This window comes from Neptuniibacter sp. QD57_21, assembly GCF_047778075.1.
GTDB lineage: Bacteria > Pseudomonadota > Gammaproteobacteria > Pseudomonadales > Balneatricaceae > Neptuniibacter.
Map to the genome: position 1 here is coordinate 3,382,272 of NZ_CP180549.1, position 26,168 is coordinate 3,408,439.

27 protein-coding genes are annotated in these 26,168 nt (G+C 46.5%); 4 read left to right on the forward strand and 23 right to left on the reverse strand.

Going from position 1 to position 26,168, the window contains the following annotated elements:
- Positions 1-19 precede the first annotated feature (19 nt).
- Positions 20-268: a 30S ribosomal protein S16 gene (rpsP, locus tag ACMXYS_RS15390; RefSeq protein ID WP_415882555.1), complete on the reverse strand. Its 249-nt coding sequence runs from the start codon at positions 266-268 to the stop codon at positions 20-22.
- 155 nt (positions 269-423) lie between these two features.
- On the reverse strand, positions 424-1,827 hold the full coding sequence (gene ffh / locus ACMXYS_RS15395; protein ID WP_415897050.1) for a signal recognition particle protein: 1,404 nt from the start codon (positions 1,825-1,827) through the stop codon (positions 424-426).
- 221 nt (positions 1,828-2,048) lie between these two features.
- Here ffh and ACMXYS_RS15400 point away from each other — a divergent pair, with 221 nt between their 5' ends.
- A complete protein-coding gene (locus ACMXYS_RS15400; protein ID WP_415882557.1) occupies positions 2,049-2,834 on the forward strand; it encodes an inner membrane protein YpjD in 786 nt (261 codons plus the stop codon).
- Positions 2,835-2,931: 97 nt separating this feature from the next.
- Entirely contained in the window at positions 2,932-4,203 is a 1,272-nt protein-coding gene (locus ACMXYS_RS15405; protein ID WP_415892658.1) for an HlyC/CorC family transporter, read from the forward strand.
- 61 nt (positions 4,204-4,264) lie between these two features.
- On the opposite strand, the gene ACMXYS_RS15410 is transcribed toward ACMXYS_RS15405, so the two are convergent.
- From ACMXYS_RS15410 to ACMXYS_RS15425, 4 genes are read right to left on the reverse strand one after another with little or no spacing between them, the layout of a single operon-like run.
- Positions 4,265-4,564, reverse strand: a complete 300-nt coding sequence (locus tag ACMXYS_RS15410; protein WP_415897051.1) for an MTH1187 family thiamine-binding protein — start codon at positions 4,562-4,564, stop codon at positions 4,265-4,267.
- 6 nt (positions 4,565-4,570) lie between these two features.
- Positions 4,571-4,762 carry a DUF1289 domain-containing protein gene (locus ACMXYS_RS15415; RefSeq protein WP_415897052.1) on the reverse strand — a complete coding sequence of 64 codons (192 nt, stop codon included), beginning with the start codon at positions 4,760-4,762 and terminating at the stop codon, positions 4,571-4,573.
- Positions 4,763-4,766: 4 nt separating this feature from the next.
- Positions 4,767-5,291 carry a gamma carbonic anhydrase family protein gene (locus tag ACMXYS_RS15420; protein WP_415897053.1) on the reverse strand — a complete coding sequence of 175 codons (525 nt, stop codon included), beginning with the start codon at positions 5,289-5,291 and terminating at the stop codon, positions 4,767-4,769.
- Between the two features lie 8 nt (positions 5,292-5,299).
- Positions 5,300-5,908, reverse strand: coding sequence for a CoA pyrophosphatase (locus ACMXYS_RS15425; RefSeq protein WP_415897054.1), 609 nt, complete (start codon positions 5,906-5,908; stop codon positions 5,300-5,302).
- Between the two features lie 184 nt (positions 5,909-6,092).
- Between ACMXYS_RS15425 and ACMXYS_RS15430 the strand changes: the two genes are divergently transcribed.
- A complete protein-coding gene (locus ACMXYS_RS15430; protein WP_415897055.1) occupies positions 6,093-6,650 on the forward strand; it encodes an NUDIX hydrolase in 558 nt (185 codons plus the stop codon).
- An 18-nt stretch (positions 6,651-6,668) separates the two neighbouring features.
- Here the strand turns inward: ACMXYS_RS15430 and ACMXYS_RS15435 are convergent, their stop codons facing one another.
- The 14 genes from ACMXYS_RS15435 to ACMXYS_RS15500 form a co-directional block, all read right to left on the reverse strand.
- Positions 6,669-9,500, reverse strand: a complete 2,832-nt coding sequence (locus ACMXYS_RS15435; protein ID WP_415897056.1) for a cache domain-containing protein — start codon at positions 9,498-9,500, stop codon at positions 6,669-6,671.
- 251 nt (positions 9,501-9,751) lie between these two features.
- Complete coding sequence (locus ACMXYS_RS15440) at positions 9,752-11,563, reverse strand: V-type ATP synthase subunit A (protein WP_415897057.1); 1,812 nt, start codon at positions 11,561-11,563, stop codon at positions 9,752-9,754.
- Positions 11,563-12,252, reverse strand: coding sequence for a DUF2764 family protein (locus ACMXYS_RS15445; RefSeq protein WP_415882566.1), 690 nt, complete (start codon positions 12,250-12,252; stop codon positions 11,563-11,565). Before ACMXYS_RS15445 ends, ACMXYS_RS15440 begins: the two co-directional genes overlap by 1 nt.
- Positions 12,252-12,935 carry an ATPase gene (locus tag ACMXYS_RS15450; protein ID WP_415897058.1) on the reverse strand — a complete coding sequence of 228 codons (684 nt, stop codon included), beginning with the start codon at positions 12,933-12,935 and terminating at the stop codon, positions 12,252-12,254. Before ACMXYS_RS15450 ends, ACMXYS_RS15445 begins: the two co-directional genes overlap by 1 nt.
- 14 nt (positions 12,936-12,949) lie before the next feature.
- Entirely contained in the window at positions 12,950-13,396 is a 447-nt protein-coding gene (locus ACMXYS_RS15455) for an ATP synthase subunit C (protein WP_415882568.1), read from the reverse strand.
- Positions 13,384-15,165: a V-type ATP synthase subunit I gene (locus tag ACMXYS_RS15460; protein ID WP_415897059.1), complete on the reverse strand. Its 1,782-nt coding sequence runs from the start codon at positions 15,163-15,165 to the stop codon at positions 13,384-13,386. Before ACMXYS_RS15460 ends, ACMXYS_RS15455 begins: the two co-directional genes overlap by 13 nt.
- Positions 15,162-15,764 carry a V-type ATP synthase subunit D gene (locus ACMXYS_RS15465; RefSeq protein ID WP_415897060.1) on the reverse strand — a complete coding sequence of 201 codons (603 nt, stop codon included), beginning with the start codon at positions 15,762-15,764 and terminating at the stop codon, positions 15,162-15,164. The genes ACMXYS_RS15460 and ACMXYS_RS15465 overlap by 4 nt, the downstream gene beginning before the upstream one ends.
- Before the next feature lie 9 nt (positions 15,765-15,773).
- Positions 15,774-17,132, reverse strand: coding sequence for a V-type ATP synthase subunit B (locus ACMXYS_RS15470; RefSeq protein WP_415897061.1), 1,359 nt, complete (start codon positions 17,130-17,132; stop codon positions 15,774-15,776).
- A gap of 29 nt (positions 17,133-17,161) precedes the next feature.
- Positions 17,162-17,473 (reverse strand): NGG1p interacting factor NIF3, encoded by a 312-nt coding sequence (locus ACMXYS_RS15475; RefSeq protein ID WP_415882572.1) that lies wholly within the window; start codon positions 17,471-17,473, stop codon positions 17,162-17,164.
- On the reverse strand, positions 17,461-17,919 hold the full coding sequence (locus ACMXYS_RS15480) for a hydrogenase maturation protease (RefSeq protein WP_415897062.1): 459 nt from the start codon (positions 17,917-17,919) through the stop codon (positions 17,461-17,463). Before ACMXYS_RS15480 ends, ACMXYS_RS15475 begins: the two co-directional genes overlap by 13 nt.
- Positions 17,916-19,211 (reverse strand): Ni/Fe hydrogenase subunit alpha, encoded by a 1,296-nt coding sequence (locus ACMXYS_RS15485; RefSeq protein WP_415897063.1) that lies wholly within the window; start codon positions 19,209-19,211, stop codon positions 17,916-17,918. Before ACMXYS_RS15485 ends, ACMXYS_RS15480 begins: the two co-directional genes overlap by 4 nt.
- The gene (locus ACMXYS_RS15490; RefSeq protein WP_415897064.1) at positions 19,204-19,971 is read right to left on the reverse strand and encodes a sulfhydrogenase subunit delta; all 768 of its coding nucleotides are present in this window, start codon (positions 19,969-19,971) and stop codon (positions 19,204-19,206) included. Before ACMXYS_RS15490 ends, ACMXYS_RS15485 begins: the two co-directional genes overlap by 8 nt.
- A complete protein-coding gene (locus ACMXYS_RS15495; protein ID WP_415897065.1) occupies positions 19,971-20,807 on the reverse strand; it encodes an FAD/NAD(P)-binding protein in 837 nt (278 codons plus the stop codon). The genes ACMXYS_RS15490 and ACMXYS_RS15495 overlap by 1 nt, the downstream gene beginning before the upstream one ends.
- Positions 20,804-21,910 (reverse strand): 4Fe-4S dicluster domain-containing protein, encoded by a 1,107-nt coding sequence (locus tag ACMXYS_RS15500; RefSeq protein WP_415897066.1) that lies wholly within the window; start codon positions 21,908-21,910, stop codon positions 20,804-20,806. The genes ACMXYS_RS15495 and ACMXYS_RS15500 overlap by 4 nt, the downstream gene beginning before the upstream one ends.
- A 154-nt stretch (positions 21,911-22,064) precedes the next feature.
- On the opposite strand from ACMXYS_RS15500, the gene ACMXYS_RS15505 reads away from it, so the two are divergent.
- On the forward strand, positions 22,065-23,297 hold the full coding sequence (locus ACMXYS_RS15505) for a diguanylate cyclase (protein WP_415897067.1): 1,233 nt from the start codon (positions 22,065-22,067) through the stop codon (positions 23,295-23,297).
- 42 nt (positions 23,298-23,339) lie between these two features.
- On the opposite strand, the gene dapB is transcribed toward ACMXYS_RS15505, so the two are convergent.
- Genes dapB through dnaJ form a run of 3 tightly spaced genes read right to left on the reverse strand, consistent with a single transcriptional unit; the run spans position 23,340 to position 26,151 of the window.
- Positions 23,340-24,146 carry a 4-hydroxy-tetrahydrodipicolinate reductase gene (gene dapB, locus ACMXYS_RS15510; protein ID WP_415897068.1) on the reverse strand — a complete coding sequence of 269 codons (807 nt, stop codon included), beginning with the start codon at positions 24,144-24,146 and terminating at the stop codon, positions 23,340-23,342.
- 14 nt (positions 24,147-24,160) lie between these two features.
- Positions 24,161-24,967 (reverse strand): serine O-acetyltransferase, encoded by an 807-nt coding sequence (gene cysE / locus ACMXYS_RS15515; RefSeq protein WP_415882580.1) that lies wholly within the window; start codon positions 24,965-24,967, stop codon positions 24,161-24,163.
- A gap of 50 nt (positions 24,968-25,017) precedes the next feature.
- Positions 25,018-26,151, reverse strand: coding sequence for a molecular chaperone DnaJ (gene dnaJ, locus ACMXYS_RS15520; protein WP_415892679.1), 1,134 nt, complete (start codon positions 26,149-26,151; stop codon positions 25,018-25,020).
- Positions 26,152-26,168: the final 17 nt, after the last annotated feature.

Consider the following 26,168-nt stretch of genomic DNA (forward strand, 5'->3'; position numbering starts at 1 on the left):
CTGATCAAAAACCTAAAAATTACTTAGCTGCTTTAGCTTCTTTTACTAGCTTAGCTACGCGCTCAGAAAGCTGTGCGCCTTTGCTCTGCCAGTATTCAACACGATCAAGATCGATACGAAGACCTTCTTCTTGACCACGTGCAGTTGGGTTAAAGAAACCAACACGCTCAATAAAACGGCTGTCACGCGCATTACGCGAGTCCGCTACTGAGATGTGATAGAAAGGACGCTTCTTAGCGCCACCACGAGACAAACGAATTATTACCATGCGTTAGACCCTTTTATTGAGTGGGTTTTGATATCGCCCACTGTTTGATGAACCAATCTGGTTTTAACGCAGATCGGACCGGAAAAATCAGGGCGGCAATTCTACGCGAATTTGCCGCCCTAATAAAGCTATTTCGTTTAACAAATGCGCAATTATTACATACGCGGGAAGCCGCCAGGACCACCCATGCCGCCCATGCCACCACCCATACCTGGAGGCAGCATGCCTTTCATACCACGCATCATTTTCGACATACCGCCTTTGCCGCTGAACTTTTTCATCATTTTCGACATCTGCTTATGCTGTTTAAGCAGGCGGTTAACATCTTGCACCTGAGTACCAGAACCCATAGCAATACGTTTTTTGCGGGAGCCAGAAATAATATCAGGCTTACGACGCTCCATCGGTGTCATTGAGTTAATGATCGCTTCCATCTGGTGCATACCTTTCTCAGCATTAGCAGCATCGGCCGCTTGCGCCAACTGCCCCATACCCGGCAGTTTATCTAGCATGCCCATCATACCGCCCATATTTTTCATCTGGGAGATCTGTTCGCGGAAGTCCTCTAGATCAAAACCTTTACCTTTTTTGATCTTCTTAGCGAATTTCTCTGCTTTCTGCTTATCGATCTTCTGTTCTGCTTCTTCGATAAGAGAAAGGACGTCACCCATGCCTAAGATACGGGAAGCGATCCGATCAGGGTGGAATGGCTCTAAAGCGTCAACTTTTTCACCTACACCCAAGAATTTGATTGGCTTACCTGTGATTTGACGTACAGAAAGCGCCGCACCACCACGGGCATCACCATCTGTTTTTGTCAGAACAACACCGGTCAGCGGTAGTACTTCATTAAACGCTTTGGCAGTATTCGCCGCATCCTGACCTGTCATTGCATCAACAACAAACAGGGTTTCGATAGGATTAACCGCTTCATGCAAGCGCTTAATTTCACCCATCATATCTTCATCAACGTGCAAACGACCTGCAGTATCTAGAAGAACGACATCATGATGCTGGATTCGCGCATGGGCAATTGCAGCATTCGCGATATCAACTGGATCTTGCTCAGCCGTTGATGGGAAGAAATCAACCTGCACTTCACCCGCTAGTGTTTCTAGCTGTTTTATAGCGGCTGGACGATAGACGTCAGCAGAAACAACCAAAACCTTTTTCTTTTCACGCTCACGCAGGTGGCGACCAAGTTTAGCGACAGAGGTAGTTTTACCTGCACCCTGAAGACCGGCCATCATTACAACAGCAGGAGGCTTAGCTGCTAGGTTCAGCTGCTCATTAGCCTCACCCATAACCTTGACCATCTCTTCATTGACGATCTTCACGAAGACCTGACCCGGCGTCAGACTCTTGGTTACTTCGGTACCTACCGCGCGCTCTTTAACGCTGTTTACGAACTCTTTAACAACAGGCAACGCCACGTCTGCTTCAAGCAGCGCCATACGCACTTCACGCAATGTGCCCTTAATATTGTCTTCTGTCAGTTTCGCCTGACCCGTGACTGAACGTAGCGTATGCGTAAGTCGTTCTGTTAAATTCTCAAACATGTCCTGCCCCACACTTCCTCTTCACAGACAGCCTTAAAAGGCCCATTAAATAGAGGAAATCGATAAACTTGGATTAATAATCGCAGTATTATACCGCACTCCAACCATCCTTAGCAGCCCCTCTTCTTTTATCCTTCATCTATCTGTGACAAACTAAGGCTCGATTTACACTCCACCCTGTAAACACTGTTCTCCAGGAACACTGGACAGAAGAGACGAAGATGTTATCCATTTCTACATTAATTGCCGTTCTGCTTTACTCAACCGCAGGTTTTTTACAATGGCAAATAATGCGCGGAGACCGCAAACAATCTCGCTCTATCAACAAATCCTTGGGACTAGCAGGGCTGGTAGCGCACACAGCTGCGATTTTTTTAGTTCTACACCAACCGGGCGGTATTAACCTCAGCCTATTTAGTGTTGGCTCACTGATTTCTTGGCTGGTAGCGGGTTTAGTATTACTCAGCAGCTTACGTCAGAGCATAGACAACCTATTTATCGCCGTATTCCCAATGGCCGCCATGACGGTATTAGCCACTTGGATTGCCGGTGTCGGCGAGGGCAAAGCCTACGATGCTGGATTGATCCTCCATATACTGCTATCTATCTTGGCTTATAGCATCTTCACCATTGCAACAATTCAAGCCATTTTGCTTTCACGCCAAGTTTCGGCGCTTAAGCATCATCACACACGCGGTTTAGTGTCCTCATTGCCACCATTACAAACAATGGAACGCCTATTGTTTGAGATGCTGTGGACAGGACTTACGCTACTAACTGCAGCACTTGTCACTGGTTTTATCTTCTTTGAAGACCTATTTGCTCAGCATCTAGTGCATAAAACCGTGCTTTCCCTGATTGCCTGGGGGCTCTATGCCATCTTGCTATTTGGCCGAAATAGTTTTGGCTGGAGAATAAATGCAGCCATCCGCTGGACAATCACAAGTTTTGTGATTCTGGCGATTGGTTTCTTTGGTAGCAAAGCCGTAATGGAATGGTTTATCTGATATTCAGATAAAAGCACGTATTAATCGAGAGTATGGCTTGACACTCTATTAGCCACATTTAAAAATATCCCTCCATTACTAATATAGGCATACCGTCTTGGAAGACGCATCGATAAGTTTTCTCTTGGGAGTCCTTGGCTTCCTGATCCTTTGTTCCGCTTTTTTCTCTAGTTCCGAAACAGGCATGATGTCGCTCAACCGATATCGCCTAAAACACTTAGTTAAGAAAAAGCACAGCGCCGCTATTCGCGTCAGCAAGCTCCTTGCTCGACCAGATCGCCTGATTGGCGTTATTCTGATCGGTAACAACTTTGTAAACATCCTTGCTTCGGCTATTGCCACCGTCATCTGTGTTCGCCTATGGGGCGACGCCGGCATTATGGTTGCCACCTTCGGCTTAACTGTATTGATCCTAATCTTTGCAGAAGTATCACCTAAGACGATGGCTGCGATTCACCCTGAAAAGATCGCTTTTCCTGCCTCTTTAGTTCTAGCGCCGCTTTTAAAACTGATCTATCCACTTGTATGGATCATCAACGGTATTACTAACAATTTCCTTAAGCTATTTGGCGTAAATGTAACCGGCGATAACAGTCATCACCTCAGCACTGAAGAACTGCGCACGCTGGTACACGAAGCAGGCGCACTGCTTCCGCAAAACAACCAAAACATGCTGCTTGGTGTTTTAGAACTATCAGAAGTAACTGTTAATGATGTCATGGTGCCACGTAATGAGGTACTGGGCATCGACCTAGATGATGACCTTGATACGATTATCTCGCAATTAAGCCGTACCGAGCATACTCGCCTACCAGTCTATCAAGGTGAGCTAAACAAGGTTGTTGGCCTACTGCACATGCGCAACCTAGCGCAGGTTTTCCACAGTGGCACAGTAACTAAGGCGGCGATCCTTCAGGTGATCAGAGAACCTTACTTTATTCCGGAAAGCACCCCTTTGCAGACACAACTACTGCACTTCCAATCTCAAAACCGCCGTATTGGCATGGTGGTCGATGAGTATGGTGATGTGCAAGGTATTGTGACGCTGGAAGACATCCTAGAAGAGATTGTGGGTGAGTTGTCATCGAACAACAAAGAAGCCGATCAAGATATCTTTTTACAGGAAGACGGTAGCTACTTTGTCGATGGCACCGCTTATATCCGTGATGTAAATAAAGCGCTAGATTGGGAACTACCAACTGATGGCCCGAAGACGATGAACGGCCTGATTACAGAAACATTAGAATCGATTCCTGATGCTAACGTTTGTCTGCAGTTGGAACACTACCGCATCGAAACACTGCAAGTCAGCGACAATGTGATTAAAACCGCTCGCATTATCGCCCTGCCTAAACCGGTAGAAGAATAGAGTTCAGAAGATCGACTCCCTTGGTAACTGTTTTACTAAAGGGAGTCATTTAACCCTTCTTTTAACTGAGCCTAGCTTGAACGCTGTCTACCTTATCCTGCATCGTTTGTTCTCTATCTGTACGTGTACCTAAGCGCATCGATGTCGTGATTCTTGGCGCGCCCATGTCATGTACAACTTCATGACAACGTTTCACCGCTGACATCACCTCATCCCAGTCGCCTTCAACATTGGTGCCGTATGCATGCATCTGGTGACTTAGACCTGCATTATCAAAGATATTCTGACAAGCCGCTACATATTCAGATACAGACACACCGACACCTAAAGGGACGATACAGATATCAATCATAATCTTCATGTTGGATTACTCCGGTAACTGGCCTTGCTCACGCAGCTTAATTTTTTCCCAAACAACGCGCTTTTCATCATTTGAGTACACACCCCATTCAGCAATCTCAATACCACTTCGCTGACAGGCGATACATAAGTCATTCTCATCCAGCGCACAAACTCCTACACAAGGATTTGGCACAGGTTTATTCTCTTGCTCGGTCATACTTCTACTTCTGAACTGTTAATTCTTTCTTAAATCGACGCATATTTTCGACGTAGTGAAGCGCATTCTGCCGAATGCCTTCCACCTGCTCGTCACTCAACGTACGCTTGATTACAGCAGGCGAGCCCACCACAAGGGAGTTATCCGGTATTTCCATCCCTTCCGGCACCAATGTCTTAGCACCGATCAAGCAACCTTTACCAATTTTGGCTCCGTTCAAGACAACGGCACCGATACCAATAAGCGAGCCATCACCTACTTCACAACCATGGAGCATCGCCATATGCCCAACGGTCACATCCTTACCGATGCTCATTGGGAAGCCACTATCGGTATGCAATACCGAACCATCCTGGATATTACTTCCTTCGCCGATAACGATAGGGTCATTATCTCCACGGATAACGACGTTAAACCAGATAGAAGCACGATCATGTAGCTCTACATTACCGATAACGGTCGCATTCTCCGCCACAAAATACTCTTCACCCACTAACGAAACGGCTTGCTCACCTAACGAATACAACATAGTCCCCCTCAAGACCCACTAGTGAAATGACGAACCTTATGTTCGGGCCGTGGCCTCATTGGAATATTAGCCCCACAGCCTTCATTTAATAATTCTGCCAACACATAGGCAGTTAAGCCCCAAATTATATGACCATTAAACTCCCAAGCTGGAACATAGATACTTTGATTTTTAAAACGTATCTCATCCGTTGCATAACGGTTATCCGCAAGAAAAAAGCTTAACGGCACAGTAAATATCTCATCTAGCTCAGCAGGGTTCGCAGTAAATTCAATATCTGACGGAATCACACCCACCCAAGGGGTCACCTGCAAGCCATGCTTAGATCTCACTTGCCCCAATTGCCCAATAACATCAACATGCTCAGGCGCTAAACCAATCTCCTCTTCAGCTTCACGCAAAGCCGTAAAGAGCAGATCTGTATCCGTATCATCATATTTACCGCCAGGGAATGCTATTTCGCCACTATGAGATGACAGAGTTGCCGAGCGTTTAGTCAACACAACATGCGGATCGTCATGATCGGTCAAAGCGATCAAAACGCTGGCTTTAGGTGATGTTTCTGGCAAGCTGCGAGGTTCAAACCCCACTAAGCGTTCGCGAATAATTGTGAGCATAAGCGTATCTTTTAAAACTGAAGCTCTGCTTAGATTAAAAATTATTGTATAGCTTAATAGTAACAGAGCTATTGAGTGAACAGCCAAGAGAAACTTGGCTCTCGCTTTTTAACCTCATGGTGATAATCTAGGCTACTCATGCATTTCTTACCTTAAGATAGATGGACTAACCTAGGTTAATTGAATGAACTACTGCCCTAACTGCGCCGGCACACTTACTTTCAGCGTTCCTGAAGGGGATCACCTTCCTAGGCATATCTGCAACAACTGCAATACCATCCATTACTCAAACCCAAAGGTCATTACCGGTTGCGTGCCGATCTACCAAGATAAAGTCTTGCTGTGCAAACGCGCCATTGAGCCTCGAAAAGGGTTTTGGACCTTACCTGCTGGGTTTATGGAGAACAATGAATCCACTTTAGAAGGCGCTATGAGAGAGACTCGAGAAGAGGCAAATGCTGAAGTTAAGATCAGTCACCTCTACACAATCACTTCAATCGTGCATGTAAATCAGGTACAGATGCTCTATCTGGCCTATATGGACAAGCCAGAGTATTCGATCAGTTCAGAATCATTGGAAGTTGAGTTATTTAGCGAAGAAGAGATCCCTTGGGACGAACTCGCCTTCCCAACCATCAAGAAGGCGCTAACTTATTACTTTACTGATCGTAAAACCAATCACTTCCCATTGCGCGAAAATGTTGTAAACCGATCCATGCAACAGCCAAAAGAAGCAGTTTAAACCATCAGAAGCTCATAACTAGCTAAAGTAACGTTCAGTCACAGCATCAGCTGGTATCGGCTTCTCGTAATAGTAACCTTGCCCTTCCATACAGCCCGCCTGAGCTAAGAACTCGGCCTGCTCGGCTGTTTCAATGCCTTCCGCAACTGTAATCAAGCCAAAGTGACTCGCAACATCAATAATCGCAGCACTAATAGCAGCGTCATCAGGGTTATCCGGCAAATCATCAATAAAGGCGCGATCGATCTTAAGCTGATCCAGATTGAAACGTTTCAAGTAAGCCATGCTGGAGTAACCCGTACCAAAATCATCCAGTGACAGCTGAACACCTAATTCTTTGAGATCATGCAGAAGCTGCAAGGTCTTATCCTGATCATGCATCAACGTGCTTTCAGTAATCTCCAATACCAGTGAAGCTGGGGCTATCGCAGAAATTTGTAGAGCAGCTCTAACCTCTTCAACCAATTCAGGTCTAAATTGACGAACAGACACATTCACCGACATCGTAAACGGCTGGTCGGACTGCTTGCCCCACTCAGCCGCTTGCTGACAAGCTTGCTGAAGCACCCAGCCACCAATAGGCAGAATCAAACCTGTTTCCTCAGCGAGCGGGATAAAGTTATTTGGTGGAACCAAACCTAAATTAGGATGCTGCCAACGAATAAGCGCTTCACAACCAGCTAAAGAGCCATCAGATAGATTTACTTGCGGCTGGTAATAAAGCTCAAACTCCTGATGTTCAATCGCTTTACGTAGAGCGATCTCAACCTGTAGACGCTCAGAAGCGCGTCGATTCATTTCAGCTGTGTAGAACTGATAATTATTGCGCCCCTGATTTTTAGCAAAGTGTACTGCAGCGTCCGCATTACGCAGCAATTGATCGAAGTCATCTCCGTCATCTGGGAATACTGAAATACCTATACTTGGTGTAATCATCAAATGACTGTCGCTTTGCAAAGGCTCTGATATTTTGTGAATAATGCGTTCACATAAATTCGCTGCCTGCTCTAAATTCTTCAAATTAGGCAAAAGGACACTGAATTCATCTCCGCCCAAGCGACTCACTGTATCGCCTTCACGCACCTCATGCTGAATGCGCTCCGCAACCATTTGAAGTATCTCATCACCAAAGCGATGCCCAAGGCTATCATTGATATTTTTAAAGTTATCTAGATCAATATACAAAAGCGCAAAACGCTGTTTTGTCGCTCGACAGCTCAAAGAAATCGTTTGATCAACCCGATAACCTAACAATCGTCTGTTTGGTAAATTAGTCAAAGAATCATAATCAGATAAGTAACGCAGCTTATCCTCTGCTTCTTTACGCTCAGTCAGATCAGTAATAGCCGCAATATAGTTCTGAACTTCACCTTGCTCATTGTGAGATGCACGAATAGAGAGCCACTGCGGGAATATCTCGCCATTCTTGCGACGATTCCAAATATCACCGCCCCAAGCACCTTTAGCGTCAATCTCGCCCCACATTTCCTTGTAGAAGTCGGCACTATGCTGACCAGACTGCAATAAACGCGGATTTCGCCCTATCACTTCATCAGCTGAATATCCCGTTATATCAACAAAAGCGTCATTAACCGCTAAGAGGCGACAATCAGCATCCGTCACCATAATCCCCTCACTGGCATTATCAAAAACGCGAGAGGCCAAAAGGAGTGCATTTTGTTTATTTTCAATTTCGTTCTGGTATTTACCAAATTGCCGGTTCAACCAACCAGAGAAAACAAACGTCAGCGACAGTGTCGCGCACGTAGCTAAAAACAGGAATGTATAGATCTGAGCGCGATCCTGGCGCATGGTCTTTTCAACCAGCTCCTTCTGTTTTTCCATCAACTTTTTAATGTCATCCGGATAGAAACCACCGACTAAAACCCAACCTAAATCAGGCACAGTTTCTACCAATGATATTTTCGGGTGAGGCCCCTCTCCGTTGGGGTAATACCATTCATATTCGATAAAACCGCCACCGTTTTCGGCTGTTTCATAGATAAGTTCTAAAACTTTACGCTCTTTTGTACTCACTTTATCAGAGGGGTTATCCCCAGTTAGCGAACTTACGCCAGCAGTCGATAACAAATTCCCCTCGGTATCAAACACCGCGAGATAGCCATTTTCACCGAAACGAATGGTCTCCAAACGCTTTAAAGCTTCCTCTTTAAGATCATTCTCTATTTGATAGAGGTAATCACCCGCTCCAATAATCCATCTATAGGGTTCGAATGATTTTACAAAAGCGATCTTCTCCGTCATTTGGGTCTGATCATGCGGAGGATACCAGCGATAACGAGAGTACCCCTCCTTCTCTGGATTCTCTACGGCATCCAATAAACCACGCATAATGTAATGCCCAGTATCATCCTGATTATCATACAGAGACCGCCCTTCAACACCCGGCGAAGTAGGAAGCAAGATACAGATACCTTGATCATCATCGATAAAGATATAACCACGGCCATTAAAGAAACGAAGATCTCTCAAGGTTTCACGGATTAACGCTTTAACTTCTGCTTCAGGTCTTAGCGGGGATTCGCGGTCATAGATAGTTTGTGCGATCGTATGCGCTTTAAGGACTTCTTCACGAGATTTTTCTTTAAGAACAGCCTCTGCTTGGGCCACCATATACTGGATATAGTCTTTTGCACTATCGATTTCAGTAATTAGGTGCTCTCGCCCTTTATCCATAAACTCCTTCTCTAAAGAAGCTAGGCGATACTCACTATCTCGTTGGTTTTTATATAAAAAATGCGTGGCAACAGCTGCTAATAACATGACTGCTATGGCAACTGATCCCCAAAGGAGGTAACGCGGCAATGCACCTACATTAGCGGGTGTCATAGAGGAAGCCCCCTATTCTTGCAACGATGGGTAGAAACCGCATCTACTTTCCCATCGCAATAAAGCCGATTGGCTGCGCACATCTGATATTTGGCCCAATACAAACAAAAAGAACCGACCCGCCACTGTAACAGATTTGGCGAAGTAGCAGACCATTCATCCGGTCAAAAAATTGATCTGCATCAAACTACCATAATTTATAGCCTTCAACAAAGAACAGAAGCTTTAAATTAGACCAGTACAGATGTGAACTAACGCAGATTTAGCTTTGTGTTTATTTCATCAATATAGCGCCGATAATCAGGGCTATCAGTGCGGCTATAGTTAAGATTTCGGAACAAACCTGTCAGGGTTACAAAATAATCCCTAACCTCAACTTTATCCTTAAACTCATTACTTGATGTAAGCGCCATTCTTAATAGTGAAAACAAAGCTTGCTGACGCTCAATAGGTACCGATATATCAACATCATCAAAGGCATCTTGCTGCAAGTAGACCTGATCTAAACAGATAGATTTGTGATAAAGAATGTAATCCTGCAAGGTAACACCCTCTTCACCTGTCACCTGCATCATTTGCTGAACTGCCTCACCTTGATCGAGCAATTGCTGCATATCCTTCACCTGAGAAACCCAATCAGCACCTAAATGCTCGGCATACCAATCTGCAAGCTGATCTAGATAACGCGACCATGAAATCAATGGATCTACCGCTGGATAAGCACGTTTATAAGCGCGCTCTGCACTCAAGCCCAAAAAGGTTTTCACCGTTCGCAATGTTGATTGGGTAACCGGCTCTTCAAAGTTACCTCCAGCAGGAGAGACCGTACCAATCAGAGTAAGACTCCCCATATCTCCGGCGTTGTTTTCAATCAAGCCAGCACGTTCATAAAGCGCCCTTACAGCAGAATCCAAGTAGGCTGGAAAAGCTTCCTCTCCCGGAATTTCCTCTAAACGCCCCGAGGTTTCTCGCATCGCCTGAGCCCAACGCGAAGTGGAGTCAGCAATAAGCAGCACGTTATAACCCATCTGGCGATAGTATTCAGAGATGGTGATCCCTGTGTAGATCGATGCCTCGCGGGCCGCCACTGGCATAGATGAGGTATTACAGATAATCACGGTACGATCCATTAAGCTCCCACCTTTTGGATCCGGCATATTTGGGAACTCGGTGATCGTTTCCACCACCTCCCCTGCACGTTCACCACAAGCCACAATCACCACAATATCCACATCCGAGAATCGGGATATCAGACTCTGTAAAACTGTTTTACCCGCACCAAAGGGTCCCGGAATACAAGCCGTTCCACCTCGGGCGACAGGGAAGAAGGTGTCGATAAGCCGAATAGAGGTAAGTAGCGGTTCTTGCGGATAGTGCCGTTTGCTTTTTCCCGACCTAAGTAAAGGCTCACTTACTGGTACACGCACAGGCCACTTCTGCTGCATTGTAACTTCAATTTCATCACCGTGCTCAAGGCGCAAACGTGCCACAGGCGTTGTTACCGTGAAACTCCCCTCCTGAACCCAGCTAATCTCAGCCTCACCATAGAGGTTAAATGGCGCCATAATCCGATGTTTAAATCGCCCCTCTTGGACATTGCCAATCAGATCACCCGCCTTAACACGATCACCGACTTTAACACTAGGCTGAAAGGCCCAATGTTGTTGTTGATCAATCCCTTCAACTTCCAGGCCTCGAGGAAGGAAGAAACCATTCTGCGATGCAATGATCTCTAGAGGGTTCTGCAAACCATCATAAACCTGCCCCAACAACCCAGGCCCCAAGGCAACCGAAAGCATATCACCACTTTGTCTAACGGGGTCGCCAACCGCCACACCGCGGGTATTTTCAAATACTTGGACATCTGCTTCACCGTGACGCACTCGAAGCACTTCCGCCTGCAAATATTCCTGCCGTCCATCCGTAGCAGTACGCAAAGGACAGATATAAACCACTTCATTTTTCAAGATGGGATGAAACACACCCTCTTCATTTTTACCCAATTCAACGGTGACGATATCATCCCGTACTGCAACTACCTGAGCTGTAATCTTCTGATCCACTAGGCTTCCCCCTGAGCTAACTGTTGCTCTAGGCCTGTCATTTCCAATAACTGAATATTTACCCGATTAAACTCTGTTAGAGCGGCTTCAGCATCATAATTTAGATGGCGCTCAGCGATACTCCAACGCAATACAAAACAGGCTAGTGCCTCAAAACCAAACCCATGCTGCTTTTCACAAAAGGCCAAGTCCTGCCAAAGCCACTGATTGAGGGTTTGCTCCACCAACAATGCATCCTCTTTAGCTAATACTCGCTGCAAAGACTGTAGCTGTGGACACACTTCCTCTAAACCAAATCCGGGCTCAAACCAATGCTTGCGAATACGCGGCAACCATCGACCTACGCCATAAAACAACGCAGAATTTTCCATACCTGCAGAACGACTCCGCAAAGCTGCCATGAGTGTTCTTAATTCCAAATGAAACAAAACCCGCTGACGTAGCACTTCACTGCTCACTTGCTCAAGCTGATCCATCCACTGATGCACCACCTCTTTATCCGTCAGCCCTCGCAACGCCTGCTCATTTGGATAATACAGCCGTTCAATCAAAGTTAACTGCTGTCTATCAATATCACTTAGCATGGTTAAGCGCTGATCCAGTGCTATACGTGAAAGCGGCAGCTGCTTACACTGTTCTAGATCAGGCAACCACGGCAGCGCGGTTATTAAGGTGTAGTAACCCGACACTAGCGAATCACTCCTTCAATGATCGCTCTGAATCGAGGCTGAAGATGCTTTAACAACAGCTTGGAGATAGCCTCACTACTCAGATCCACCTCCACCTCCTCTCCTTGCAAACGAACACGAATTCCTTTGCCTTGGTGAAGATCAAAGCTGACGCCATCGCGCATCTGCTCAGCCGCAAGGGACTGAACAAATTGGCTCAACTTACCTTCGCGATACTCTTTCGGATTGCGGCGCAATTCATCCAAGCCTATATAATCGTCAGGCAAAAGCAGCTCGATTTCTGGAGCATCAGCAATGCCATGATCGTGACTTGCCTTAGCCACCAGAGACAGAATCAAGCTACGCATAAACTCGGCATTATCCATCTGCTGCGCAACCAAACGCTCTACTTGATCGGTGAAAGAATGAGATAAGGTTTCTCGAACTTCCAGATGCATATCACGAGCTGCGATCTTTAACGCATCTTCGCCAGATTGTTGAAGCTTTTTTGCTTCTTTACGCGCCTTACTGACGATCTGTTCTGCTTCTTGCTTTGCTTGCGATAGCAACCAATCTGCACGATGCTCTGCTTCCTCAACCAAGGCTTCAGCTTCATGCTGGCCTTTTTCAACACCCTGCTGACGCAATTTTTCTATCAGCTCCTCAACGCCTGAAGACGCATGAGTTTTATGTTCATTACTCATCAGCAATCTCCCCCTTATAAAGGCACGCCCGCACTAATCACCAACGCAAAGATAAAGGCGAATACTGCAAAGCCCTCTACAATCGCAGCCGGGGCTAACGACATACCAAATATCTCAGGACGGATTTTGGAAACATTGATTGCAGAAGCACAACAACGCCCCTGCCATGCCGCGCTAAATAGAAGAGCTAAACCACACAACAGACCAATGGCAGCTAAACCCGGTGCGTTATCGATTGTAATTTCTCGATTCAGGGCAAACATCACCACAATGCCGTATATAGATTGCGACGACGGCATTGCAGCCACCCCAATATAGCGACCATGGCCTGTTTCGGTTTCTAACAGCGCTCCGCAGGCTGCTTGACCCGCTTGCGCACAACCAATCATGCTGCCGATTGCACCTAACGCCATTGGGCCGTATAAACCAGCCCAACCCAAAGCAATAATCAGGTTATCCAAGGTGAAACCTCCCGTTTAGCAAACGGCTGAAAGGCATAGCCCTCATCCGCCAGACTCCAGTTATAAAATTCGATTAAATTCAGACGCAAACCGTGAATCACACCACTGATCACGGTTAGTACGAAATTGAGAAGATGCCCTACTAGCAAGATAAGTACTTTGAATAACAAGCCAATCGCAGGCAGCGCAGCCGCTACATCTACCGCAAGTTGATTAAAGGTCATCGCCAACGAAGCACTGGCCAACCCCAAAGCAAACAGACGCAGATAACTCAGAACATCACCAAAAATTTTGGTTACCCCTGCTAGTGCTAACAAGCCATCAAAGAACCGACCCACGCTCCATTCTGACTTTTCACTAGAGAAAAGAAGCACTAGTGATAGACAAGCCGCCAATAACAGCCAATGAAAAACCTCAAAGCCGACGATCCAGCCCCAAAGGGCCACAGTGACCGAGCCTGCCCAACCTAAGGCAGCATACCTTCGGGTGCTGTTCCGCCTCACCCAAGCCATCATCAGGTTAGCCAAAATAAGATGTACCGCCCCTACGGATATTGAGAGCAACATCATGCTGTCAAAGTCATTAAGGTCCATCAATTTAAAACCCTGCAACCACGCAAAGGGGGCTTGGGCACCGAAGTAGCTCCCCACCAACACGCCCCAGACAAAGCCTGCCACCGATAACGCTGTTCCCATCGCGCGCAAACGCAGCCCCGTTTCAGAACGCCCCATATCTCGCCAGTAAAACAGCAAGATCGCAGCTAACAACAGCGAGTAGCCTGCATCGGACATGATCAACGCAAAAAAACTAACAAAGGAAAAGAACACCACCCGCGAAGGGTCCCAGCTGCGGTAACCAGGCATCTGGAAAAAATTCACCACCTCTTCGCCACCAGCAACAGAGGTTGGATTCTGTAAGAGTGTCGGAGGGAGCTCATCTGGCTTAGGAGCTTCAAGCTGTAACACCATACTTTGCTGATCAGCAAAGCGCTGTAACGACTCTATGCTGTCCTCAGCGGCCCAGCCCTGAATGGCAAAGATCTCATCCCGATCTAAAGTCTGATCAGATACCTCAGCTAGTTGCGCATCATCCTCGGTACCCGCAATAGAGCGCTGCAGAAGATAGATCCACCGTGTGAGCGCCTCGCGTTCGGCTTCAACGGTTTCCAGCTCGACCTCGACATCTTCCAACTCACGCTGTAATTGCTCGAGTGGAATAGCACCGGTATGAGTGCGGGTCACAGGCATAGCGTTTAACGGCGGCTCTGTTTCTGAAATAACAGTGATATAGCTATAGCGATTATCTCGATGAACCCTTTGCCAAGGCAGCTCCGTTTTCTCTACCTCTTTCATCTTGTAGTTAGGTACAAGATAAAACCACAAACGACGACCGTATAACTCACCTTCCTCAGGCAGGATAAAACTCCCCCAAGGTTTGAGATCTTTGATACGTTTACGCAAAAAATCATGCCGTTCCACCAGCTTCAGCCGCAAGCTACGGTTTTGATCAACTTTGCCTGTAACCTCTAGCAGATCAAAATGACGTTCACTGACTACCTGCTTACGCTTTTGCTTAGAGTTCAGCAGATAATGCAACACGCCATGGAGCTGTTCAGGGCTTACTTGATGCTCTAGCTTCACTTGAGATTTTTGTGGCGCTACCAAAGGAATAACATGCATTACCCCCAAGGCTTGCAAAGCATCGAGAATAGATACCTTTTCCTCCGTTAAGCCAACTAAGGTCGCCTTCTTGAGAGACTGAATACTCATAGCTGCAGCCTCCGTCGTTTGTTCTTCGCAATCTTGGCACGCACAACACCCGCACGCTCTGCATCAGATAAAGCGATACGGATCTTGCGGATATTTTTTTCAGTCTGCGGAATCAAAACCTTATCGAATAGATTTAAGCGCTGAGTCGTTTTCTGCAAGCCAGCTTCCAAAATCTGTAGGCGCTGTTGGTAGACCCTGATCTCTACTTCTAGTTTTAAAGCCTGTTCCTGCAGCAACAAAACTGTATCGACCCAATGGGGTAAAACCAAACGCGAGTATTGAGATAATTCAACGTTAAACTCGGCTAATTCAGGCAGCTCTAGCCCAACTAAATTGCTGTACTTCACTTCAACCTTTTGGACCTGTAGCAACTGGCTAAGCTCGATCTCCGCCCCCGCCAGCATTGGTAGTTTTTCAGATACACAAAGGTGAAGATCTTGTAGCTTTTTCTGGTTAGTTTGCAGTAACTGCTGGGTTTCTTGTCTCGCAGCCAGAAGCTGTTTTCGCTTTAAATCTAAGGCGGGCACGAACTGACGGAACGCTTTTAAACGTCCGCCCTCGCGATTTAATGTGGTCTTATTGAGTGCTAGCTTCGCCACAAATCATCCTTAAACTTGAGCTAGATTTTGCGCTGGAAAATATTTATCCACCAACACCTGCTTCATCAACAATTCTTGCGGCTCGAAACATTCAGCCAATGTCTGCCAGCACTGATCTAACGCTTGCTCTAACGGCATAGTGACATGTATATCCATAAACCGATCTCGGAATAGCTCACCAAATTTGAGTAAGCGCTCATCATACTCACTGAGCTCAAACGACATCGCCTGCTTCTGAGCTGCATCTTGAGATTCCGCATACAAGCGCACCATAGTGTTCATAATCTGACTATGATCTTCTCGGGTGACTTTGCCGATCACATGCTGTTTTAAGCGCGACAGGGAACCAAACGGATCAATCACACCATCGTGCAGATAGAACTGACCTTCGGTGATATAGCCGGTGTTATCAGGTACAGGATGAGTCACATCGTCACCCGGCATTGTTGTAACCGACAAAATGGTTACAGAACCTGCACCTTTGTAATCGCAGGCTTTTTCATAACGACGCGCTAATTGCGAATAGAGATCCCCAATGTAACCTCGATTTGAGGGTACATGCTCCATCGAGATACCCACTTCTTTAAGCGCGTCGGCGTAAGCAGTCATATCCGTGAGTAGCACTAGTACGCGCTTGCCTTCTTCAACGGCAAAGCGTTCGGCCACCGCTAACGCCATATCCGGAACCAACAAACCTTCTACGGTAGGGTCAGATCCCTGATGAACAAACATAACCGTTCGCGCTAATACGCCTGCTTCTTCAAATGCCTGCCGGAAGAAGTGGTAATCATCGAACACTAGACCTATACCACCAAAGACCACCACATCGGCATCCGCATGGGTGCCAATCTGCGCTAGCAGCTGGTTATAAGGCTCGCCTGCCACGGAGAACACAGGGATTTTTTGACTCTCAACCAAACAATTAAACACATCAATCATCGGCACGTCGGTGCGAATCATATGCGAGGCTAAAACACGTCTAGCCGGATTGACCGTAGGGCCATCGATCTCAATTTTGGGCTCTTCTGTGAGCATTGGGCCGTTGTCGATAGCTCGACCCGTTCCTGAGAAAGAGCGCCCCAGAATATTAGGAGAGAACGTCACTTCCATGGAACGACCAAGGAAACGAACTACTGAATGAGTGGAGAGACCTTTAGTACCCGTAAAAACTTGAAGTGAGACCTCCTCACGATCAAGCAAAATGACCTGAGCCAAACTCCCTTCCGCGCCTTCATGTTTGTCATTTTCGATTAAAGCCAAATCACCAAAACAGATAGACGATGCACCATCTGTTAGCGGCACATGCACTTTAACTATGTCACCAACAATTTCCAGAATACGAGAGTAACGTACCAATAACTGCGTCACTTCTACCTCCCTGTCATTCGGTTACAACTTTAAAATTCTTCTAATCGCCAAACATCGTAGGCAGGTTCTTCATAAGGGTGAGCCGATTTCATTGCATCGAGAGCCTGATGTATCAACTCATCGCTGCACACCAACTCAACCTTCCACTCCTCGACTGTTTCAACATTACCTAAGCGCCCTATATGCGGATCACTACCCTCTAAAGGGCGAAATTGGCCTTGGCCAAGCACTTGCCAACAGCAACAATCATAGTTACCAATTCGTCCTGCACCTGTCGCGAAAACAGCCGCTTTTACTTGTTCCAAGTTTTCATCAGGAACAAAGAAACTTAGTTTATACACCGAAGCTTTACCGTTTTATTTAACTGTTCAACCATGTTGGGTATCTGCTCAGCTATACAATCAGATATAGGCGCCATAGTCTCAGTTTGACCTAGTTGAACCAGAAACAAACTGATCTGTGGCAAGGATTGTTCGAGTTTAAGCAACAACTGCCAACTCTCTGATATACCCAAAGCATGACTACTAACTGGCGCATTTTGCATATGCAAAAACCCAGACCCATCCTCAATATACCTGTACTCACCTGCTTTTTGCTCCATTTCACAGGCATCAATCACAATGACCTGATCAAACTGAGGTAATAGCGTCACTAAAGAGTGGGAAGGGGTGGTTAATTTCTCGCAGACCACAGATTCAGGAAGCAGTCCTTGCAGGGCATCCACCAACACCCAACCGATTTGATCATCTCCATGGGAAGAACCCAACCCCAATACACCTAACTTCAAGGCTTACGTTCCGTTGTTAACTTTAGAAAGTGAGTTGCGCAGGAGATACAAGGATCATAATTTCGGATTACTTTTTCGCTGTGTAAACGCAACAGGTCATCGGGTTGATCCAAGCCAAATTCACTCAGAGAATAAAGCAGATCTTGCTCGATACGCGCTTGGTTTTGACTCGTAGGCGGGACAATTTTCGCCTCTGTGATTAAGCCAGCCTTATCCACTGTGTATCTATGCCAGAGCAAACCTCGAGGCGCTTCACTCCAACCGTATCCAGTACCTGGTTGCGGGCTAACCTCAACTGCACTTGTGTCAGGAGACTGATACTTTTCCAGCAACTTAATCGCTTCATCTAAAGCAAAACAGATCTCCACACCACGAGCCAACATGCTATGGAACATATTTTGACTTGGAAAAGGGTTACCCAATTTATGGAGTAGCTTTTGTAGAAAATCAGGCAGCTGCTGATGATTAAGATTGATCCTTGCCAGAGGACCTACCAGATAGTCCTGGCCATTGAGATGACTCCACAGCGCCGTCGAGTGTGGCGACTGACTCTCTGTAAAGTAGGTTTCATATTCGTCCTCAGTGATATTCAATCCTGAGCTACTAACGAGACGGCCTTCACCAAGCGGATAGCCATTCGCTGTTAGCGAGACTGAATTAAAAGCCTGTCGATGATCAGGAATCTCAACCTCCGCTAACCATTCAACCATCGCAACGGCTTGAGGCAATATTTCCTGCAGGCTCTGCTTGAGTTCGAGGGCTTCGGATATTGAAGGCGCTTTATGAAAACCACCCACTTTAATGCCGACAGGATGCACAGAACGCCCACCCAAGAAGCGCATAATTCGGTTACCCGCATCTTGAATAGCAAAACCTCTTCGAACTTCATCGGGGTATTCCCCTGCGAGCTCCAACGCCGAGTTATGGCCAAAATAATCTGGCAACGCTAGCAAATGGATATGCAGACCATGACTTTGCAGCCACTCGCCTAAATAGAGCAAACGCCGCATATCCTTGATCCATGGAGTTAGCTGAACCTGAAACAGAGATTCCAATGCATTCACTGCACTGACTTGATAAGCCACAGGACAGATTCCACAGATGCGCGCCACAATATCTGGAACTTCAGAGAAGTGCCGCCCCTCTAGAAACTTCTCAAAAAAGCGCGGCGGCTCATAAATTTTGAACTGCAGCTGCTGCAACTTACCTTGCTCAATCTTGAGATGGAGAGCCCCCTCCCCCTCAACACGAGCAAGTGAGGGCACATCAATCTGAATCTTTCGCTCAGTCATTCAGCTCTCCTTTACCTTCACTTGAATCAGGATGAATCAAGTGAAAACGTCGACTGACTTCTGCATCAACAAGGCCTAAACCTGATAAACGACGCGCCAACGCTGAATGATGAGACAGCTCGGCATCGCCATAACAGCCATAGCATGCCCGACCAAATTTGGGACACAAAGCTCCGCAACCCAACCTTGTCACCGGCCCCATACAGGGCTCACCAGCAGTGACTAAAGTACAGACCTGACCTGAGCGCTTACACTCGATGCAGAGTTTTTCGCGCTCATCCTGAGGCATCACGTCTTCAAGCATTAAGCTGATCGCCGTTGAAATTTGGCGACTATTGATCGGGCAACCCCAGAGTTCAAAATCAACTTTAACGTGATCTTTGATCGGCTCTGATCTATCCAAACTGTCGATAAATTCAGGCTGTGGATAAATAGCCCCCGGCCAAGTTTCTGGTGCATCCGCTAAGTTCTTTAATGCTTGAATCCCACCAGAAGTGGCGCAGGCTCCCATGGTAATAAGATAACGACTGTTCTTACGTATCTGTTGGATTCGCTGAGTATCATGTTGAGTCACAATACTGCCTTCGATAAAGGCAATATCGACCTCTGCGTTTTCATCCAAAACACCAGCTTCCGCAAAGTGCTTAATCTCAACGCGAGTAGCTAAAGTCACCAGCGCCTCACCCATATTAAGAAGAGCGAGCTGGCAACCATCACAGGAACTAAACTTATGCACAGCAATACTCGGTTTAGAGTTCATCACACGCCCTCCATACCTAAACGATCACGTACAGCAGGGTAAGGAAATACAGGGCCATCCTTGCAAATAAAATCAGCGCCAAACTGACAATGACCACAATGCCCCATGGCACACTGCATATTTCGCTCTAAGCTAAGAAATATCTGAGCCGGATCTATCCCTAAACCAATAAGCTTTTCCGCTGCTGCATGCATCATCCCCTCAGGGCCACAAATCATCGCCAATGCATTACTTGGGTCAACTGTCACTTGATCAAGCAGCTCGGTGATACGCCCTTTATGGAATGGCCACGCCGGTCCTGATTCATCCGCTGCAAGAAACACTTCAACATTCTCGATCTGACGCCACCGATCATAGCGCTCACCCCAGATAAGATCATTGCTGTGCTTAACCCCTTGAACAATACTCAGCCGTCGATAATGATCTCGTCGTTTCAGCGCATAATTGATTGCTGCTACGACCGGCGCACAACCCAATCCACCAGTAACAATTAGAAGATCCTTATTTTTTGCGTCCAACAGAGGCCAACCATGACCGAATGGACCTCTTAGACCGATTTGATCTCCCTGTTCTAATTTCGCTAAACCTTCGGTAACACGCCCTACAATCCTGATAGTGTGATCAATTACGCCTTCATCCTTAGGATCAGAAACGATCGAGATAGGCACCTCACCCACACCGAAAAGGTAAAGCATATTGAACTGGCCCGGCTTAAACTTATAGGCCTCTCGCTCTACGAGGTCAGCCAACTGCAAACGAAGCGTAAAGATCGTTTTAGATTCGCAAATCACCTCAGTAACAGTTGCAACCAAAGGTTTCTGACAGAAAACACTCATTCTTTGTCTCCTGTTATCAGGTTTGCTTCTGCTACAAAATCTATCTCTGCAGGGCACCAGGTCATACAGCGCCCGCAGCCAGTACAACCTGAGCGGCCATATTGGGCCTGCCAAGTATCTAGCTTATGGATCATCCATTGCTGATAGCGCTGCTTAACGGTTTGTCGAACTTGAAATCCTGCAAGCTGGCCATGAGATTCTCCAAAACAGCTATCCCACTCTCTGACGTGCTCGCTCTCAGCACCATTAAGCTGTGGTTCTTCATGCTGTCGATGGCAGAAACAGGTGGGGCAAACCATGGTGCAGTTACCACAAGCAAGGCAGCGCTCGGCAACATCATCCCATTGCGGATGATCTCTTCGGCTTTGCAGATCATCTTTAGCAATAAGGTTGAGTGATCGGGTTTGTTGATTAGCAGCCGTTTGAATCTGTTCCTTGGCCATATCGGTCATCGCTTCAGACACTTTGTGTAGCGGCAACTGATCGACTATGGTCGAGCCTTTAGCCGAGCCCGATTGAATAAGAAAGCCATCGTCTAATTCAGTTAACAAGATATCGTAAGCTTGCCTAACCTCTGGACCATCACCTGTAGATACACAGAAACAGGTTTCTGCAGATACATTGCAATTAACAGCAATTAAAAAAAGCCCTTGCCGCTTTGCTTGGTAACCGGGGTCTACATATTCACCTTCTAGAAAATGCTGATCCTGCAGTTTCAACGCGGCAAGATCACAGGCCTTTACCCCTATGACCGCAACCTTATCTTGAGCTTGTTCAGGCACTAAAAAATGCAATCGACCATCACCACCACGCTTTGCTTGCCAGATGACTTCTCGAGCAGGATATAACAGCGGCTTCAGAGCAGATGGCCCATTTGCCCAATTAAACTGACGTGGAGAATCACTGTGTTTGAGTCGATACCGCCCCGGGACCTGCTGATCTGTCCACCCTTGCGGAAGATCTTCAACAGAATCAAGAGCATCGTAAACAATCGCGCCATCACGAACTTGAGGACCGTGCAACCGAAAGCCTTGCTTAAGCAAAAGCTCAAACAGCTCGGTTAAATCCTTCCTAATGAGAAAAGCAGATTTAGAAATCGCCATTCACTCCCCCCCCTTGCTCTTTTAATATTAGCCTAAACTACTAGACAAGCTTCGGGATTTAGGGCGATTTCAGTCTTCAATTACACGAGCATAAATGACACTATGAAAAGGTGTGCTAACCCAGACATTAATCGCATCTGTTTTGAGTTTAGATATGAAAGTTCTTGTCGTTGAAGATAGCCAGCTAGTAAGCCGAGTACTACAAAGACTGTTTCAAACCGCAGATCTACCACTGGAAATCATATTCTGTGAAAGCCTGCTTCAAGCTCAAGAAAAGGTAGATCTTTACGAAGATATCTTTGCGGCATTAGTTGATCTTAACCTTCCAGACGCGCCTCATGGCGAAATCGTCGATTTTATTCTCGCGCAAAACATTCCGACAATTGTTCTAACCGGCAGTTATGACGACGATAAACGTGAATCTTTACTTCAACAGGGCGTAGTAGATTACATCATCAAAGAAAGCCGCTTCTCCTACGAATATGCCGTTCAGCTTGTTCACCGCTTGCTTAAAAACCAAGAGATCAAAGTTCTATTAGTCGAAGATTCTTCATCCTATCGGCTGATGGTGCGCAAACAACTCGAAAAACACCTTTACCAAGTTATTGAGGCCCGCGACGGCCAAGAGGGACTAGCTAAACTTCAGCAAGACCCGGAAATTAAGCTTATCCTCACCGATTACGAGATGCCCAATATGAATGGCATTGAGTTAGTACAAAATATTCGCCGGGATTACGAAACATCCGAGCTCAAAATCATCGGTTTATCTGCAGCCGACAGCCCTGCTTTATCTGCAAAGTTTATTAAAAGTGGCGCAAATGACTTTCTAACTAAGCCATTTAACTATGAAGAGCTACATTGCCGAGTGATGCATAACATCGAACAGATGGAGCTTATAGCCCAGATCAAAGATGCTGCTAATCGCGATTTCCTAACTGGTCTACACAACCGACGCTATTTATTTGAACAATCTGAAAAATTATTAGCGCAGCCCAACAATAAAACCTGCTTAGCCATGATGGACTTGGACTTCTTCAAGCGAATCAATGACAACTACGGCCATGACGCAGGGGACGCTGTGCTAACCCAACTCGCAACCCTACTGGATCGATCCTTCAACCGCTTCCTACATGCACGTATTGGCGGTGAAGAGTTTTGCATTTTGTTAAATGGCTTAAATTTAGATCAGGCAGAAATTCTGATGCAGCATTTCTGCACCTTAGTGCATGACACTAAATTTGTATTTGGTGATCAGGTTCTACCCGTTACGGTGAGTATCGGTTTAATCGAACAAGATGATGACAACTTCGACCAGATGATTAGCCGAGCAGATGAGATGCTGTATCAAGCGAAAGAGGCTGGTCGTAATACTGTTAAGTGTGAATAAAAAAGCCGCTGATTAACAGCGGCTTTTTTAGTAAATCTGAAATTATTTCAGACCCAGAATATCCTGCATATCGTACAGGCCATTCTCTTTAGCTGCTAACCACTTACAAGCACGTACAGCGCCTTTAGCAAAGGTTAGACGGTTACTCGCCTTATGCGTAATCTCGATACGCTCACCTTCTGTACCAAATAGCACAGTGTGATCGCCTACTACATCGCCAGCACGGATCGTTTCAAAACCGATCTCACCACGAGGACGCGCGCCTACCTGACCTTCACGGCCATAAACAGCACACTCTTTAAGATCACGACCCAAGGCATCAGCAACCACTTCACCCATACGTAGTGCCGTACCCGAAGGCGAATCCACTTTGTGACGGTGGTGAGCTTCGATCACTTCGATATCGTAATCATCGTTACCTAGCGCTTTAGCTGCGATCTCAAGCAGCTTAAAGCACAAGTTCACACCAACACTCATGTTAGGTGCAAATACAATGGCAACACTCTCAGCGGCTTTCTCCAGTACTTCTTTCTGCTCATCAGTCAGGCCTGTCGTACCGATAACAACTTGCTTACCGTGAGTAGTGCAGAAACGAACATTCTCAAGCGTGACTTCTGGTGCAGTAAAGTCGATTAGCACGTCAAAATCAGCAACCGCTTCATGCAAAGAACCAACAATCTTAACGCCTAGCTTACCAACACCTGCAACTTCACCGGCATCTGCGCCGATCAAAGAACTATCAGGCTCAACAATGGCTGCACCTAAGTCGATGCCTTCAGCCATTTGTAGCGCTTCGATATTTGCTTTACCCATACGACCGGCTGCGCCAGTAACTGCTACTTTAATCATGTAAGTTTCCGCTCTTATTTGTTTTTGTCGTGAAGGATATTTTGGTCCATATCCAATGCGGGTTTATCGCACTGAGGATGACCAACAGCACGGGCAGGAACACCTACAACCGTTGTATGCCTTGGCACATCATCCAACACAACACTTCCGCCACCTACTTTGGCACCTGAGCCCACTTCGATGTTACCGAAGATCTTGGCACCCGCTGCTATCATAACGCCTTCACGAATTTTCGGATGACGATCACCACAATCTTTACCTGTACCACCTAGGGTTACAGATTGTAGGATAGAAACATCATTCTCGATCACACTGGTTTCACCCACAACAATACCTGTTGCGTGGTCAAACATTACGCCATGACCGATTTTAGCCGCAGGATGAATATCAACCTGCAACACACAACTAACTCTGCTCTGGATATAAAGCGCCATGCTCTTACGGCCTTTATTCCACATATAGTGAGCCACACGATATGCCTGAATTGCATGAAAGCCCTTAAGGTACAGCAATACAGTCGCATATTTATCAATTGCAGGGTCTCGCGTACGTACCGCAGCTATATCAGCACATACTGCCTGCAAGATTTCGGGTGCTTCACGAAATACTTCTTCGATCACTAGACGAAAAGTCACTGCTGGCACCGCATCATCATGCAGCTTACGGCTCAACAGATAAGCTAAAGCCGAACACAAGCTTTGATGCCCTAAAATATTAGCGTGATAAAACCCCGCCAACACAGGTTCATCAATAACTTCACGTTCGGCTTCTGCCGTAATTTCATCCCAAAGCCAAGTTGGGCATTCTGGATTCTGGCTCATGCCATCCCCATTCTTATAAAAATTTAAGGGGCAATAAATGCCCCTTAAAATTAGGTCATATCTTCAAAAAACTTTTTCACAGAATCAAAGAAGCCGTGCTTCTTCGGGCTGTGTTTATGCGTACCCTGCTCCATTTCGTCCTGGAACTCACGCAATAGCTCTTTCTGACGGCTGCTCAACTTAACCGGCGTTTCTACAACTACTTTAACCAGAAGATCGCCAGTAGATCCACCTCGTACAGGTGCTACACCCTTACCTCGTAGACGGAACATTTTTCCTGTCTGCGTTTCGGATGGTACTTTCAACTTAACACGACCATCAAGGGTTGGGACTTCTAGCTCACCGCCCAATGCTGCATCAACAAAGCTGATAGGCACTTCGCAGTATAGGTGTTTACCGTCACGTTCAAAGATCGGGTGATCTTTAACATGAACTTGTACATAAAGATCGCCTGCTGGACCACCGTGCGTGCCAGCTTCGCCTTCACCCGCTAGACGGATACGATCACCCGTATCAACACCTGCTGGGATCTTAACGTTAAGCGTCTTAGTTTTCTCTTTACGGCCATGACCATGACAATCATTACACGGATCAGAGATAACCTTGCCTTCACCATGACAGGTTGGGCAAGTCTGCTGTACAGAGAAGAAACCCTGCTGCATACGCACTTGGCCTTGACCGCCACAAGTGCCACAAATCTTTGCAGATGTACCAGGCTTAGCGCCTGAACCATCACAAGTTTCACACTCTACTAGTGTAGGTACTTGGATGCTCTTTTCGACACCACGAACGGCCTCTTCCAGAGTCATCTCCATGTTGTAGCGTAAGTCAGCGCCACGTTGTACCGAGCTACGGCCGCCGCGACCACCGCCGCCACCGAAAATATCGCCAAATACATCGCCAAAGATATCAGAGAAGTTACCGTCGAAGCCTCCACCGTGACCACCACGCATGTTCGGATCAACCCCGGCATGACCGTATTGATCGTACGCAGCTTTTTTCTGAGCGTCAGATAACACTTCGTAAGCTTCGTTTACTTCTTTGAACTTATCTTCTGCTTCCGTATCGTCCGGGTTACGATCCGGATGATATTTCATCGCCATACGGCGGAAAGCTTTCTTGATATCGCGATCAGATGAATCCTTAGATACACCCAATACTTCGTAATAATCTCGTTTTGACATGGTCACTACACTATACA